At 31.1% G+C, this 15,345-nt stretch carries 16 protein-coding genes, 1 tRNA gene and 1 pseudogene; 9 read left to right on the plus strand and 9 right to left on the minus strand.

The features are described from left to right. Positions 1-108 precede the first annotated feature (108 nt). From H8909_RS05710 to H8909_RS05720, 3 genes are all read left to right on the plus strand, one after another. Positions 109-1,116: a glycosyltransferase family 2 protein gene (locus H8909_RS05710; protein ID WP_187012149.1), complete on the plus strand. Its 1,008-nt coding sequence runs from the start codon at positions 109-111 to the stop codon at positions 1,114-1,116. A 73-nt stretch (positions 1,117-1,189) separates the two neighbouring features. Next, the gene (locus H8909_RS05715) at positions 1,190-1,855 is read left to right on the plus strand and encodes a phosphatase PAP2 family protein (protein ID WP_022424494.1); all 666 of its coding nucleotides are present in this window, start codon (positions 1,190-1,192) and stop codon (positions 1,853-1,855) included. A gap of 130 nt (positions 1,856-1,985) precedes the next feature. After that, positions 1,986-2,246, plus strand: coding sequence for an AAA family ATPase (locus tag H8909_RS05720; RefSeq protein WP_238928231.1), 261 nt, complete (start codon positions 1,986-1,988; stop codon positions 2,244-2,246). Positions 2,247-2,273: 27 nt separating this feature from the next. On the opposite strand, the gene H8909_RS05725 is transcribed toward H8909_RS05720, so the two are convergent. The 4 genes from H8909_RS05725 to H8909_RS05740 form a co-directional block, all read right to left on the minus strand. Further along, entirely contained in the window at positions 2,274-2,897 is a 624-nt protein-coding gene (locus H8909_RS05725) for an ATP-binding cassette domain-containing protein (RefSeq protein WP_187012150.1), read from the minus strand. Further along, complete coding sequence (locus tag H8909_RS05730) at positions 2,898-4,865, minus strand: bacteriocin-associated integral membrane family protein (RefSeq protein ID WP_187012151.1); 1,968 nt, start codon at positions 4,863-4,865, stop codon at positions 2,898-2,900. Between the two features lie 82 nt (positions 4,866-4,947). Beyond that, positions 4,948-6,159, minus strand: a complete 1,212-nt coding sequence (locus H8909_RS05735) for a GHKL domain-containing protein (RefSeq protein ID WP_187012152.1) — start codon at positions 6,157-6,159, stop codon at positions 4,948-4,950. After that, entirely contained in the window at positions 6,156-6,827 is a 672-nt protein-coding gene (locus tag H8909_RS05740; protein WP_187012153.1) for a LytR/AlgR family response regulator transcription factor, read from the minus strand. Before H8909_RS05740 ends, H8909_RS05735 begins: the two co-directional genes overlap by 4 nt. A gap of 148 nt (positions 6,828-6,975) precedes the next feature. On the opposite strand from H8909_RS05740, the gene cysE reads away from it, so the two are divergent. Next, complete coding sequence (gene cysE, locus H8909_RS05745; protein WP_022425388.1) at positions 6,976-7,515, plus strand: serine O-acetyltransferase; 540 nt, start codon at positions 6,976-6,978, stop codon at positions 7,513-7,515. A gap of 26 nt (positions 7,516-7,541) precedes the next feature. Next, positions 7,542-7,618: transfer RNA gene (locus H8909_RS05750), tRNA-Arg, on the plus strand. A 134-nt stretch (positions 7,619-7,752) separates the two neighbouring features. Here the strand turns inward: H8909_RS05750 and H8909_RS05755 are convergent. The 4 genes and pseudogenes from H8909_RS05755 to H8909_RS05770 form a co-directional block, all read right to left on the minus strand. Continuing rightward, a complete protein-coding gene (locus tag H8909_RS05755; protein WP_187012154.1) occupies positions 7,753-8,394 on the minus strand; it encodes a helix-turn-helix domain-containing protein in 642 nt (213 codons plus the stop codon). Between the two features lie 124 nt (positions 8,395-8,518). Then, positions 8,519-9,603: pseudogene (locus tag H8909_RS05760) on the minus strand (PDDEXK nuclease domain-containing protein). A 215-nt stretch (positions 9,604-9,818) separates the two neighbouring features. After that, entirely contained in the window at positions 9,819-10,106 is a 288-nt protein-coding gene (locus tag H8909_RS05765) for a type II toxin-antitoxin system YafQ family toxin (RefSeq protein ID WP_187012155.1), read from the minus strand. Continuing rightward, positions 10,103-10,378 (minus strand): type II toxin-antitoxin system RelB/DinJ family antitoxin, encoded by a 276-nt coding sequence (locus H8909_RS05770; RefSeq protein ID WP_187012156.1) that lies wholly within the window; start codon positions 10,376-10,378, stop codon positions 10,103-10,105. Before H8909_RS05770 ends, H8909_RS05765 begins: the two co-directional genes overlap by 4 nt. A gap of 490 nt (positions 10,379-10,868) precedes the next feature. Here H8909_RS05770 and H8909_RS05775 point away from each other — a divergent pair, with 490 nt between their 5' ends. The 4 genes from H8909_RS05775 (at position 10,869) to H8909_RS05790 (ending at position 14,851) form a co-directional block, all read left to right on the plus strand. Next, positions 10,869-11,165, plus strand: a complete 297-nt coding sequence (locus H8909_RS05775) for a hypothetical protein (RefSeq protein ID WP_202985912.1) — start codon at positions 10,869-10,871, stop codon at positions 11,163-11,165. Positions 11,166-11,464: 299 nt separating this feature from the next. After that, a complete protein-coding gene (locus H8909_RS05780; RefSeq protein ID WP_238928234.1) occupies positions 11,465-13,708 on the plus strand; it encodes a glycogen/starch synthase in 2,244 nt (747 codons plus the stop codon). Positions 13,709-13,911: 203 nt separating this feature from the next. Then, complete coding sequence (locus tag H8909_RS05785; protein WP_187012157.1) at positions 13,912-14,490, plus strand: type IV toxin-antitoxin system AbiEi family antitoxin domain-containing protein; 579 nt, start codon at positions 13,912-13,914, stop codon at positions 14,488-14,490. A gap of 88 nt (positions 14,491-14,578) precedes the next feature. Then, a complete protein-coding gene (locus tag H8909_RS05790; RefSeq protein WP_238928235.1) occupies positions 14,579-14,851 on the plus strand; it encodes a nucleotidyl transferase AbiEii/AbiGii toxin family protein in 273 nt (90 codons plus the stop codon). A gap of 262 nt (positions 14,852-15,113) precedes the next feature. Here H8909_RS05790 and H8909_RS05795 read toward each other — a convergent pair. Then, positions 15,114-15,345, minus strand: a 232-nt coding sequence (locus H8909_RS05795; RefSeq protein ID WP_143122854.1) for a transposase, incomplete at its 5' end; no start/stop codon positions are given.

Raw genomic sequence — 15,345 nt, forward strand, 5'->3', positions numbered from 1 at the left:
TACAGTATATATTACATTAATTTTAGATGTAAACACAAGCGATAGTTGATAAATTATAGCCTTATTAAGGTGATTTATGGTAAAATAAATCTATATGGAGGTAAAAATATGAAAACTCTTACAGTTGCAGTGCCTTGTTATAATTCACAAGATTATATGAGACATGCTATTGAACCATTATTAATATGTGAAAATGATATTGAAATCTTAATCATTGATGATGGTTCTAAGGATCAGACAGGAGAGATAGGAGATTTATTAGAGGAAGAATATCCTGCAACAATCAGATGTATACATCAGGAAAATGGTGGACATGGTGAAGCAGTGAATACTGGTTTAAAGAATGCAACCGGACGCTTCTTTAAAGTATTAGACAGTGATGACTGGTTTGATGAAGCATCTTTAGTTAAAGTGATTCAGACATTAAAGAAACTAGGTAATGATGTTGATATGATGATCTGTAACTATGTTTATGATAAACCATCAAAGAATACACAGAAGCCTATTCGCTATACAAATGCATTACCTGAAAATAAGATTTTTAGATGGTATGATGTGAAATATTTCTATCCATCACAGAACCTATTAATGCATTCAATTATCTATCGTACAGAAGTATTACGTGCAAGTGGTCTTGTACTTCCTAAACATACATTCTATGTAGATAACTTATTTGTGTATGAACCTATTCCATTTGTTCAGACTATGTATTATCTAAATGTTGATTTATATCACTATTTCATTGGTCGTGATGATCAGTCAGTGAATGAAACAGTGATGATTGGACGTATTGATCAGCAGATCAGAGTGAATAAACGTATGATTGATGCGATTGATATTGATAAGCTTAAATCACGTAAGATGAGAAAATACTTAATCAAGTATCTATCTATGATTACTACAGTAACTACAGTACTCTGCGTAAAGAGTGGTACAGAAGAAAACTTACAGAAACGTAATGATTTATGGGCTTATATGAAGGATACAAAGCCTGCCGTTTATAAGGAAGTAAAGAAGACTGCATTAGGTCTTGCTATGCAATTAAATGATCCACTAGGACGTAAACTAATCGTTGGTGGATATAAACTTGCACAGAAACTATTTGGTTTCAATTAACAGTGATTCTATCACTGTTTTTTTATGTTGACTATTACCTACCGAATCGATAGAATGAAATTTGGGTGATTAAATGATTAAGAAATTCATAAAGACTCATGAACATGCATGGGTTCTTGTCTATTTTGTATTTTATATGCCTTGGTACTTTGGCTTACAACAAAGAGATATTAGTCATTTCTTTGATATGTATGTAGGATTAGACCGTATCATACCATTTGTACCAGCATTTATTATTCCTTATATCTATTGGTTTTTATTTGTTGCAGGAACTTTGTTATTTTTGTTTTTTTATGATGCAGATGAATTCTATCGTGGCTTTTCATTCTTAGCCTGTGGTATGACCATTTCACTCATCATATTCACAATCTTCCCAACAACATTCTGTCATCGTCCAGAAGTACTTACAGGGAATGCCTTTGAACAATTCTGGTTAAGATTTATTTATGGAGCAGATAAACCAACCAATGTATTTCCAAGTATTCATGTATTTAATTCAATAGGATGTGCGATAGCACTTATTAAATCAAAGAAATTTAAAGATAATAAACCAATGCATATATTTGCGATTATCTCAGCAGTACTTATTACATTATCTACAATGTTCATCAAACAGCATTCATTTATGGATGCTGTAGCAGCAAGTATAATTGCATATGTGCTCTATCAGCTCATTTATAAGAGAGAACATCCACGTTTACGTCAATTTGTATATTCTAAGTTTCCTAATAAAGGCTAAAGGTGTCAGTAAAATGACACCTTTTTAATCGCAATAGTTTATTATGATTGAAAGTTTTGCGGTTTAAAACCGCAAAACTATTGTTGAAATGGTAGTTTTGCGATTCCATATATATGGAAGAGGTGATTGTATGATAGAAAGACCACTATATTTAGACAAAATCATGCCTTTTGTAGATACTCCATTTGTGAAAATATTGACTGGAGTTCGACGCTGCGGTAAATCAATAATTCTGAAGATGATTATTAAAAAAATCAAAAAAGAAAAGAATGTGGACGATGAACAGATTCTTAATTATCGCTTTGATTCTATGGAATATGAAGATATGAATACAAAAGAATTGTATCTAGAAATAAAATCGAAAATACTGCAATCAAAAAAGGCAATATAGAAAAGGTACTATATTGCCTATTACTGATTAAATATGAATGACTCTTTCACAAAGCTTCGCAATATCTAGATCATGTGTCACAATCACTACAGTGGCACCATTATGATGATATTCTAATAATAGATTCATCATCATTTTTGTATTTGTTTCATCAAGTGAACCGGTAGGTTCATCACATAACACAATCTTTGGCTTTTTAAGAAGCAGCTTACAAAAGGCGATACGCTGGGCTTCTCCACCAGATAAAGAATATATTTTTCTATTCTCATATCCTTCTAGTCCAACAGTAGATAGTGCTTGTTTTACCGCATTCACTTTTTCTTTCTTATTGAATTTTGAATACTTCAACACAATATCAAGATTCTCTTTGACGGTATAATCATCTACTAGAGCATTGTTTTGAAACATATAGCCTATATCATATCTCATAAGTAATAATGCATCTTTCTTATTTGAGATTGAATGATGATTAATGATAATTTCTCCATCGCCTACCTCTTCTAATAACCCCATGATATTAAGTAATGTAGATTTACCAGAACCGCTATTTCCTACAATTGCGACAAGTTCATTTTCTTCTATAGTGAGATTAAAATGATCGAAGATTGTTTTTGTATCATAGTGTTTCTTTATGTTTTTTAATTCAATCATTTAAAAAGTTCCTTTCAATAGATGAATGATATTCTTTCTCTCAAATTTCTTTATGGAAAGTACATAAGTCATACCCCATAGAATCATAAGAATCAGGTGAATAATAAGAGTGTAGATGAAATAAGAATGACATAATAAAGAAATCAAGAATGTCGATATAAATAAAACAACTGTTGATTTCACAAAATAGAAATACTTGCTAAGAGGTGTATAACCCTCCATTGTCTCTATCGCAAGAAGTGATGCATGATACTGGATGAATATATGAATATTCTGGTAAATCATTAATATCATTAAACTGATTAATGCGACAGAAATCATAATAACCGCAATAAAGAGTGTTTGTTCTTGATGATTTAAAAGAGACATTTCATCATATGCGGTAATGATTTTAGAAGCATATTGATTTAAACTATATTTCTTTAAAATGGACTGAATTCTCTCTTGAGAGTCTTTGATCTTATAAGGATTATATTTATATCCTAGAATGACATCATAATCTTCAGGTAATCCATTTTCATTTGTAAGAACCTGTACAACAGGATTTGTAATACTGTTTGAATAATCAGATACGATTAAAGAGTTATAAGTAAAGAATTTCTGATTGTCTTTATAATAGATAATCTTAATACCATGTGGTGTATCAAACATAGCCTGAGTCATCTTATATATCTTCTTTTTTGAATAGTTTTGAGGTGCCAAGACTACTCTTTTCTTTTCATCTTCACTAATACGAATAGAATGTCCATGTATATTTTGAATCACTTGTTTCTTTAAGTAGTTTGTATTGACATAGGCCATACTTGTATTTGTATATGTTTCTTTATCAAATTCATTAAAGTCTGCATAGAGACTACCAAGATGATTGAATTCTTGATAAAGTTCTTTTTGTTTGTTTAAAAAATTCTGACTAGTAAACAAGTCACTATTCTCTACATTAGAGACTTCACTCAAAATAGAATAATGTTTCATTGTATTCCACTCATTATGATTATTCATTCTACTTAATAGCGAATAACCAGTCTCTATTCCAATAGATGAGAGAAATAGAATAACTAAAACAATCATGAATAAAACTATTTGATTGAAATAAATGATTGTTTTAGATGGACCTTTGTTTTTGAGAAAGTCTATCGCTTTCACATCTTTAAAGTGATTGATCATAAGAACACATATAATCAAAGTGAGTGATAGAAATAAGAATAGGATCAAGAAATGATCAATTAAAAAATGAATGACAGATTGATTTATATGCCTGCATACTAGTAACGTAAGGACAAAGAATCCTATGAAAGTAATAAGAAATTGTGATTGTATAATGGGACATATATAATCATACCCAATAGAAAATAAACTATATCCTTCAAGTCTCTTGATGCTGAAAAGTTTATAATTCTGCAGTAAGTCATAAATAATCACTAACATAAGAATGAAATAGAAAGCAGCTAAACAAATGATAATCCAAATCATATAATCAACCTGTCCGCTTGAGTCATTGAGGTCTTTTATAGATATATGTAATGTTGCATTCATCTCATTTTTAAATTGATTGAAAGACTGTTCATTTGGAAAGGTAACATATACTTCTCCCTCTAGCTGATATCCATCACTCAATAGTTTATCCAAATTATAAACATTAAAAGTAAATGTATGATCAAACATAGGAGTAGACTTTAAATATTGATTCTTATCATGAGTAAGATAAACATATTTCTTGTAATGGTTATTTTTATTCTTGGTGATAAACAAATTGCCTTGATATTTATCTAAATAATTCTCTACAGTATTTATGATTTGAGTTGAATCATTATTCATAATATCATGAGGAATTTGAATAGAATAAAAGCCAGGTAATTCTTTTTCTGCATATACAATATGATTAAAATATTCATGACTTGTGAGTGTATAGCTTACAGAAAAGAAGTTACATGTAAGGATACAAAAGATGATAATAATAGCTTTTTTCATAGTAATCTCTCTTTCACATGCACTCTAACATAATAAAAACTGCACTTACATGGAGTTGTTGTAAAGTGCAGTTTGTTGTTGTTTAGTGAATCACATCAAAGAGTATGATGTCATTCACTAAACATTGGTCTGTTTGCTGGTATTGATTAATTCCATGATATTCATCTACAATCTCATTGATGATTGTGAGTCCAATACCATGATCATTTTTATTTTCTTTACTTGTATAGCCTTCTTTAAGAGTGACAGGCTGATCAATTGAGTTCTTTATTTGTATATATAGATTGTTGTTTTTGTTTTTTAAAGAGATAGAAACGTTTTTATCTGTTGTTTTAGAAGATGCTTCAAAGCTGTTTTTAAATAGATTATATATTAATGATGATAGCTTTGAATCATTCATTGTGATAGTTCCTAGTATTTGATCATCTATATGACTATGGACTTGAGGATATTCCTCTTTGAAATACTGATACAGCATATTAATGATATGATTTTGTGAATCATTATCGGTCTTATATAGATGATGACTGAGAATATCTAAATAAGGAAGCAGTTGATCTTGTTGATTTAAATAATAGTCCTTAATCATGAGAATCTGTTTATTGTAATCATGCTTGAATTTTCTAAGTTCCTGATATTTGTGGGTATAAGAAGAAAGATATGACTGCTGCAACTGGATGATTGTTTCTAGATTCTGTTTTGATATGTCTTCTTTTTTCTTTTCATAATTCATTTTCAAACAGAAATATAGTAAGAGCATCAATAATAGTGATGTAATGAGAAATAAAATGATATTCCATTTTATACTCTTATTCATAGAAATGTAGAGATTAGTCAATAAGACAAGCTGTGCTGATAATAATATACAGACAGAAGATAGAATAATCAAAATAGAGTTATTAATGATTAAATGATTTCGCTTTGTGATAAAACAAAGGAGAGTTATAAGAATCAATGATACAAGTGCACTGATGAATGATAAGTTATTGATTTCATAGAATGACAAGAACGAATTGATACATATTTGAAAGAATACCATGACAATATAAGAAGAAATAAATTCTTTGATAGATTCCAAGGATAAATCAAAAATAAAAATATAAGCAAGAAACATAAAGGCGATATTGATGATAGAGGGATTGATTTCTTTCTTTAATACAATCATAACTAATGAAGTTAAGAAACAAATTATTCCCTTAACACAATGGTGTTTATTGAACTCTTTATTGAATAATAAATAACGGATCATCAAAATATTCAACATGAGTAATATTTGTTCGCAAAATGAAATCATAGTGTACTCCTTATATAATCATAATAGCTTTGTTGGATATCTTTTAGTTTGCCTCTACTGATCTTGATTATTTCTGAAGTTGTGAGTGTAAGTTTTAAGTGATTGATATCTTTCAAATAATCAAAGTTAATAATGTATGACTTGTGAACACGATAGAAAGGGAAGTGAAGTTCTTTCTCCATATCTTTTAATGATTTGCGAATGAGATAATCTTTATTGTATGTATGGATTATTGTGTAAACATTATCTGCCTTTAAGTAGATGATTTCTTTATAATCAATCATCTGATTATCTAAATAGATACAATCTGTCTTTGATATTTGAATGAGATATCTTTCTAAGTCCTGTGACAAGGTATGACTATTTTTTAATAAATAAGCAATTACATGATTACCAAATGCTTCTATCATTCTATCCTGGTATGAAGAGAGAAAGATGATAGGAGTATGAACTTCTAATGAGTTCTTAGTTAAAATACCATCTCCATCATTCATTTCTATATCTAATATGATAAGAGAAAATGTATCTTTGTTAGTAAGAAATTCATTACCAGAAAAGAAGTGAGATACTGTAAAATGTATAGGGTATTTGAATAATATAGAAGTAATCATTTCTTCTAACTTTTGATGAATCGATTGATCATCATCTACAATCGCAATATGAAACATAATAGCCTCCCTGTTTAGAGAGATAATAAAAAATATATTATATTTTGTCAATGACAGTATCTAATCCCTAAGGTGACTAGGATTTATTATTACATTGTTTGACCATCAAATGATAAATCCTTATAATAGGGAAAAAGGAGTGGGGAGAATGGCGAAAACTATTGTTGGTGCAGTATTAGAAAATGATCCAGCATCACGTAACTGGTTCAATGTCATATTGAACTATCCAGGTGTACATGCTATCTTTTTTTATCGCATCAATCATTTCTTATGGACAAAATGTCATATGAAATTAATTGCACGTTTCCTGTCACAAGTAGCACGCTTTTTTACAGGGATTGAAATACATCCGGGTGCAACGATTGGTAAACGATTATTTATTGACCATGGTATGGGAGTTGTAATTGGGGAAACAACCATTATTGGTGATGATTGTTTATTATATCAAGGTGTGACTCTTGGAGGGGTAGGTACAGGAGAGCATACATGTAAAAGACATCCAACCTTACACAATAATGTAATGATTTCAGCTGGTGCAAAAATCATTGGGGATATTACTATAGGAGATAACAGTATTGTAGGTGCGAATTCAGTTGTATTAAAAGATGTACCACCAAACTGTACAGTAGTAGGTGTTCCTGGTATGATTGTGAAAGAGAATGGTGTCAAAGTACATCGTGAATTATAAAAAGGGGCATAAGCCCCCTTATAAGTGTCTCAGTAGCTCAGCTGGATAGAGCATTCGCCTCCTAAGCGAAAGGTCGTAAGTTCAAATCTTATCTGGGACGCCATTTTAAAATATTGACAGGCTTTTAGCCTGTAAATGATAAAAGAGATTTGATTGATGTATGTTCATCATTCAAATCTCTTTTTGTTTCAGGTAATTCTTATGGGTAAATTAGTATTTTTCTTGTTGCTTATTTTTTTAATTGTGGCGTTTCTTATTCCACAGTGAACCTGCCAACATACCGATTGCAGAGATTATTGCGCCAGCTATAATCATTCCCAAGTCAGGGAGATTCAGTTTATTAAAAGCAATGTTGTTTGCTATTTTGAATGTGCCATATTCAGCAAGCATATACATTACTCCAAAGAAAAGAGTAAATGCCCATTTTCCTTTTCCCCAAAAGTTATTTTTACCAATAATGACGGACACAATAAATGTAGTTACAGGAAGAATAAACCAAAGGAACATCAAACTGTAACCCATAGCATCACTTCCACTTGTAAAAAACCAGAACACAATCATTGCAGATGCCCAAATCAATAGATAAGAGAGAATCGTAACAATCTTGTTTCTGTTGATATTGCTTTTCACAACATTTGTACTTTCTTCAAGATAATCATAATAGCTTTTCATTTTTTCTTCTCCCTTCAATAGATAGTCAAGAGAGACATCGTAGCATTCGCTCATTTTAATAACACTGATAATATCTGGATATGATTTTTCATTTTCCCAATTTGAGATGGTCTGACGACTTACATCCAACAATTCGGCAACCTGTTCTTGCGTTAGCTTTTTTTCAATTCGTGCTGCCTTGATTTTGCTTCCAATATCATACTCCATGCCACTATACCTCCTTGCACTTCTATTGTAGGAATAACACCCACTATTGTCTATCAAATAGCTTTGACATCACTTATTATGCGTGTCAAAATCCTTTTACATCTGCCAAATCCGATTTATGATTCTATTCTTCATTTAAAATATTTTGTAATTCTTCTTTACTTGGTAATACTGTTTGGAATTTACTCGCAAAGATTTGGTTGTTATTTTCAGGTAAAGTCATTTCTACAATGGATTGTTTTTTGTCTTTGCATAGAATAATTCCAATTGTATTATTTTCATCCTCAAGTTTTACTTTACGGTCATAGTAATTCACATACATTTGCATTTGTCCAATATGTGGTGTTTCAATTCTCCAATTTTTAAATCAATTAATACAAAACATTTTAGTATTCGATTGAAGAACACTAAATCTACTTTGAAATGTTCCTCATCAAATGTTAGTCTAACTTGTCTACCTACAAATGTATAACCTTTACCAAGTTCAAGTAAAAATTGTTGTAAATGATCAATAATCTTATTCTCTAACTCAGTTTCGGAATATACAGGTAATTCTGGTAATTGTAAAAATTCTAATACATATGGATCTTTAATTGCATCTGCTGGTTTTTCTATTATTTGTCCCTTTTGTGATAACAACATTACTTCATCTTTGTTTTTACTTAACGCTAAACGTTCATATAATGAAGAATCATATTGTCTTTTTAATTCTGATAGACTCCAATCATTTTTAACGGATTCGATTTCGTAGAAATGTCTTTCCTCGATATTAGTGATTCTCATTAGTTTTAAATAATGCGACCAGCTTAGGTAAAATTTACGTCCTGTAACAGTGGCAGGGTAGTTTTTGAATTGGGGAAACACTGTTTCCCCAATTGAGTCAGTTTTATAGATTGTATAAAACCTTCTTATTAGTTTTAGGTTGTCAACGGAATATCCCTTACCATAATGCTCAGTCAAAAAGGATGATAAGTTTTTAATTATATATTTACCGTATTCAGCTCGATTATCGCCATTTTGTTCTTCTTCAATAATCATTCGTCCAATCTCAAAATATGTATAGACCATAGCAATATTTACAGCAGTCTTAACATTTTTTTTAGCTTCTTCGATTAATGAAGAAACTCTATCTAGAAATTCATTGCTTACTTCATTCATATGTAATACACCACACTTTCCATATAATCTCATTATACCTGCATTCATCATTTGTATCTATATAACAATAAATAAAACGTTTTTTGTTAATCGTTACAGACACGAGAGGGTACTAAAGTCCATAGAGACCCATGGTGTATAGGTCTCTTAAGTTGAAAATTGTAAGTTCAAATTTTATCTGGAACCCGAGTGAATAATGTTGAAAGCTTGTTTGAAGTTCGTTTTCTTTAAATGAGAACAGCACCTGGTAATTGTACCAGGTGCTATTATTTTCCAAATAAATCACTGTGTGTTTCTGTTCGGGATAATGTCAAGACGAGTAAATTATTCTCAATACGATAAACCAATAGCCAATCTGGCAGAATGTGGCACTCACGATGCCCAGCCCAGTTTCCAGCTAAAGCGTTATCTTTATTTTTCTCTGGAAGTTGTTCATTATTTGCAAGTTTGCGAATGATATCGTCAAGAAGGTCGATATCAAGATGGCGTTTCATTGCTAGCTTGTAGTCTTTTTTGAATTGACTTGTCCAAATAATATCTAGCTTTTTTCTCATTCTTTCAATGCCTTTAATGCTTCCTCTACATGAGAGTAGCGTTTTACAGATGGATCACGTGCGATACGTTCTGCTTCTAGCATTGCTTCTATTGTTTCTTTGTTTGGTTGCTTTAAGCGAACATCAAAAGGGAAACCGCCAACACGAAGTGACTGACGAAGAAATACATTGATGGCAGTAGTAAGATTGATTCCTAATTCACCATACACCGCTTCGCACTGTTTCTTGATATCGCTATCTATACGGACGCTAAAATTAGTTGTGTTAGCCATAAATATCAACTCCTTCTCTTTCTATTGCACTTATATTATATCTTATGCATTGGATAATCAATCTGTTTGATGGAGTATTCAAAAAATAAAAGTATTAAAACCAATTTTATCTAATGAACGTTTATTCTTTGCAGATTTTTATAAGGATGGTGGTGAAATGATTGTTGGAAAAGATGCTGTAAAATCAACAATTCATAAATACATAAATAATTTGTAATATTAAAAGTGCTACATATGAGATTGTGTAGCATTTTTTGATTCCTATCTTACCTATTCATAATTTAACTTGTCGTGAATATAAGATGAAAATACGCAAATCCCCGTTCATATAAGTGCTAAATATACGCAAATCCCCGTTCGTATAAGTGCTAAACATACGCAAATCCCCGTTTAAATACATGGAATGTTTTGAAATGATCTTTGTGATTCATTTTTTATATTGTTTTATAGAATAATTGTAAAATATATTGCAAGAGAGGTGACTGAAGAAGTGAACTTTATAGATCATGCAATATTAGAAATCACCAATGGTGAAGACTTTGTACAGGCTATGGCTGATATATATGAATATCCAGAGGTAAGAGGTGAATTAGAAAAGTATCCTTCGTGGATTAAGAATATTATTACTATCATTGATTATGATACGGAACTAGGTATGGATGGACTAAATCTAAAATCATATGCTGATGCTGTGAAAGTATTTGATGAGATAGGACTTATAGAAGAAGCAGAAGTACTTCGTGGTTGTGATAATGATATCAGAAGAGAATGCAGAGAAATGCTATGAGAGATTAGCTATTAATAATGATTATGATGTTTTCTGGGATAAGGTATATGTTTGTATTGATAAGAATACATATAATAAGTATTTGGAGGAATATGCATAAATCCATTTTTTGGAATAAGTCTCTTTTGTATAAACAACTTTTACAGATTATGGTACAATAAATAAAGAAATATTTTGAATATATTACTAACTTTAAGTGAAATTAAAGTTTAATTGTAATAGTAGGGGATGTTGCAAGAGAAAATGAGAAAGTTAAGGTTTTATGGTTTGATTTAATCTAAGAGATCGGAGAAGAAAATATGAGAAAGAAAACTACAAAGAAAACAACTACAAAAGCAGCTGCTGTTAAGAAAGAAACAGTAACAACAGCTGCTAAGGATACAACAAAAGAAGCTGCTCCTGTAAAGGAAACAGTTAAGAAAGCTACAGCCACTAAGACTGCAACTAAAAAAGAAACTCCTGTAAAGGAAACAGCTACTAAGGTAGAAACAGTAGCAGAAGCTGAACCTAAAAAAGAGACAGCTAAGAAGACTACAACTACTAAGAAAACAACAGCTAAAAAAACTGCTCCTGCAAAAGAAACAACTAAGAAGACTACAGCTGTAAAGGCTGAAACTAAAAAGGTAGAGCCTGTAAAGGAAACAGCTACTAAGGTAGAAGTAGTAAAGGAAGCTGTTCCTAAAAAGGAAACAGTTAAGAAAACTACAGTTAAGAAAGCTGCTCCTAAAAAGACAACTGCTAAGAAAACTACAGTTTCAAAAACAGAAGCAGTTAAAGAAGAAGCTCCAGTAAAGGAAGCTGAACCTAAAAAGGAAACAGCTAAAAAGACTGCAACAAAGAAAGCAACAACTAAGAAGACTACAGCTAAGACAGAAACTGTAAAAGAAGAAGCACCTAAAAAGACAACTAAGAAAACAACTGCAAAGAAGACAACTAAGAAGGCTACAGCTACTAAGAAAGAAACAGCTAAGAAGGAAGAACCTAAAGTAGAAGAAACAGTAGCTCCTGAAGTTGAAAAGAAGGTTGAAGTAGAACCTGAAGTAGTTGTTCAGGAAACTCCTGCTCCAGCACCAGTTGATTTAGGTCCACGTAGAAGTGTAGCATTCATTGGTTCTGAATGTTATCCATTTGTAAAGACAGGTGGATTAGGAGATGTTATGTCTGCTCTTCCTAAGAGTCTTGCTAAGTTGAATTGTGATGTTAAGGTTATTATTCCTAGATATAAATGTATTCCTCAGAAGTTCCAGGAAAAGATGGAATATAAAGGCTCATTCTCTATGGACTTATGTGCAGATGGTAAACAGTATTATGTAGGTATTATGGAATACCAGGAAGATGGCGTTGTTTATGATTTCATTGATAACGATGAATTCTTCTCTTGGGGTAATCCATATACTAATCTAATCGATGATATTCCTAAATTCTGTTATTTTGGAAAAGCGGCTCTTGCAGCACTTAATTATTTAGATTGGACACCGGATGTTGTACATTGTCATGACTGGCAGGCTGCTTTAGTTCCACTCTATTTAAGAACATGCTTTAAAGACAGCAATGTAGGACGTGCAAGCTGTGTACTTACTATTCATAACTTAAGATTCCAGGGAATCTATGATAGAAAGACAATTCAGTACTGGTCAGGACTTCCTGATTATGTATTTAATAAAGACTGCCTCACACAGAATTGGTTGGATGCGAATATGTTAAAGGGTGGTATTACTTATAGTAATGTTGTAACTACTGTAAGTAACACATATGCTGGTGAAATCCAGACTGAAGAATATGGTGAAGGTCTTGAAGAACACTTAAGATATCATCATAACAAGCTTGTAGGTATCGTAAATGGTATTGATACAGATATCTGGAATCCAGCAACTGATAAACTATTAGCTGCGCCATATGACAGTCAGAATGTTATTGAAAACAAGAAAGCAAATAAGAAAGCTTTACAGGAATCATTAGGATTAGAAGTAGATGATCATAAGATTGTCATTGGTTTGATTTCACGTTTGACAAACCAGAAGGGTCTAGATCTTGTAAATAATGTAATTCCACATATTATGGATGAACATACACAGGTTGTTGTATTAGGTACAGGTGATGCTGAATATGAAGATGCATTCCGTTATTATGAAAACGCATATAAGGGCAACTTCTGTGCTTATATTGCCTACAATGAAAATGTAGCACATAACATCTATGCTGGATGTGATGCATTATTAGTACCATCTAGATTTGAACCATGTGGATTAACTCAGTTAATTAGTATGAGATATGGTTCAGTACCAATCGTAAGAGAAACTGGTGGATTAAAAGATACAGTACAGCCTTATAACTTATTTGATAACACTGGTAATGGATTTACATTTGATAGATATGAAAGTGGTCTTTTATATGATGCAATCAATCGTGCTAAGACACTTTACTTCGAAAGTAGACCATACTGGGATGATATGGTAGTTCGTAATATGAACAAAGATGTCTCTTGGGAACAGAGTGCAAAACACTACAAAGATATGTATGTAGGATTAACACCTAAATATTAATGTAAACAAAAATGCAATGTTAGAAATCTAACGTTGCATTTTTTTAGTGGTGTTAATTTGCACATTTTTGTAGATGAATCTAAGAAATTTTCAAAATAATTGAGTATGATCCTTATAGGAGGAGTACTCTGTGAGAAGTTAGATTTACAAAAACACTAATATAATATATAATATTAGCAAAAATGTAAATGCGAGGTGATATTATGAGTGAGATATTTAGTTATATGAATGATGGTGTTTTGAATTTAAAAAGTTTAAAAGAAGCGAATTTATCTAGACAGTCTATTTATAATTTCATAAAGAGAAATAGAATGGAAAAGGTAGGACCGGGCATTTATATCGCAAAAGATGCATTGGAAGATGAAGCTTATGTATTATCGTTACGTTGTCCAAAAGGAGTGGTATCTCACGATGATGCTTTGTATTATTATGGTCTAGTGGATCGAGAACCTATGATTCATAATATTACGATGTATTCTGGCTATAATCCAACTACCTTAACTCGCGCTGGGTATAAAGTGTATACTGTAAAGAGAGAACTATTGGATTTGGGTAAAAAAACTGTTATAAACCAATTTGGGCATGAGATTCCAATGTATGATTTAGAAAGAACAGTTTGTGATTTGGTAAGAAATAGAAGTAATTTTGAAATACAGGATTTTAATGCAGCATTAAAATCCTATGTAAAAAGAAAAGATAAGGATCTAAACCGTTTAATGTTTTATGCGAAGACATTTAGACTGGAAAAAATAATTAAACAATATATGGAGATATTGTTGTAATGTATTTAACTCCTGCACAAATAAAAGGAAAGATCAAGAATTTAGCTAAGAAAAATGGTACAGTCCAATTGCTTTGTTGAGAATATATATGATGGAACGTTTTCTGGAGCGAATAAGATATTCAAAGTATAAAGATGATTTTATAATCAAAGGCGGAATATTGGTGACTTCTATGATTGGTATTGCAATGCGTTCGACAATGGATATTGATACAACAATACGTAATTTTGATTTAACAAAGGAAGAAACAGCAATAATTATCAGCGAGATTAAAGATATAGTTCTTGATGATCATTTTGAATTTGTTTTGAAAGACGTGTTAGAACATGGAATATCCGGGGTTAAGAGTTTATTATACTAATAGAGTAAATGGTACAGTACTTAAATTTTTTAAGATAGAGAAATAGGTTTTTAGTTAAATGTTTCAAATATTCAAAAAATAACATAACTTTTTTTATGTAATTGATCAAAAATAATGAAATGAGATAAAAATCAAAAAATAAACATAAATTTTAATCAAAATAACATAAATGATTTATGTAAAATGATAGTGTCAAGAATCTTGTGTAAATTCTTATTTCCTGTAAATTAAGTTTTCAGTAGATAAGATTAGTTGTTATCTATTAATTTGGAAACCATTGATCACGACCAACTAAACCAAAACCTTTGTGAATTCTATTCATAAATTTTTCATTGTATTGATTGAATTGTGATACTAAGTATTTTTCCATTGATGTTTCGGTTGGAAACTGTTCCTTCAACTTAAATTTCTTCTTAAGTTGCTTGTTGAAACCTTCAATCAGATTCGTTGAATAAATACTATGTCTTACTTCCTTTGGATAATCAAAATACGTT

It is taken from the genome of Catenibacterium faecis (genome assembly GCF_014306455.1).
GTDB lineage: Bacteria > Bacillota_I > Bacilli_A > Erysipelotrichales > Coprobacillaceae > Catenibacterium > Catenibacterium mitsuoka_A.

Bases quoted from the DNA above. Each gene is read 5' to 3' on its own strand.
- H8909_RS05790 (WP_238928235.1), top strand. From the start codon at position 14,579: ATGATGGAACGTTTTCTGGAGCGAATAAGATATTCAAAGTATAAAGAT.
- H8909_RS05780 (WP_238928234.1), top strand. From the start codon at position 11,465: ATGAGAAAGAAAACTACAAAGAAAACAACTACAAAAGCAGCTGCTGTT.
- H8909_RS05715 (WP_022424494.1), top strand. From the start codon at position 1,190: ATGATTAAGAAATTCATAAAGACTCATGAACATGCATGGGTTCTTGTC.
- cysE (WP_022425388.1), top strand. From the start codon at position 6,976: ATGGCGAAAACTATTGTTGGTGCAGTATTAGAAAATGATCCAGCATCA.
- H8909_RS05710 (WP_187012149.1), top strand. From the start codon at position 109: ATGAAAACTCTTACAGTTGCAGTGCCTTGTTATAATTCACAAGATTAT.
- H8909_RS05720 (WP_238928231.1), top strand. From the start codon at position 1,986: ATGATAGAAAGACCACTATATTTAGACAAAATCATGCCTTTTGTAGAT.
- H8909_RS05730 (WP_187012151.1), bottom strand. From the start codon at position 4,865: ATGAAAAAAGCTATTATTATCATCTTTTGTATCCTTACATGTAACTTC.
- H8909_RS05755 (WP_187012154.1), bottom strand. From the start codon at position 8,394: ATGGAGTATGATATTGGAAGCAAAATCAAGGCAGCACGAATTGAAAAA.
- H8909_RS05740 (WP_187012153.1), bottom strand. From the start codon at position 6,827: ATGTTTCATATTGCGATTGTAGATGATGATCAATCGATTCATCAAAAG.
- H8909_RS05735 (WP_187012152.1), bottom strand. From the start codon at position 6,159: ATGATTTCATTTTGCGAACAAATATTACTCATGTTGAATATTTTGATG.
- H8909_RS05785 (WP_187012157.1), top strand. From the start codon at position 13,912: ATGAGTGAGATATTTAGTTATATGAATGATGGTGTTTTGAATTTAAAA.
- H8909_RS05765 (WP_187012155.1), bottom strand. From the start codon at position 10,106: ATGAGAAAAAAGCTAGATATTATTTGGACAAGTCAATTCAAAAAAGAC.
- H8909_RS05770 (WP_187012156.1), bottom strand. From the start codon at position 10,378: ATGGCTAACACAACTAATTTTAGCGTCCGTATAGATAGCGATATCAAG.
- H8909_RS05725 (WP_187012150.1), bottom strand. From the start codon at position 2,897: ATGATTGAATTAAAAAACATAAAGAAACACTATGATACAAAAACAATC.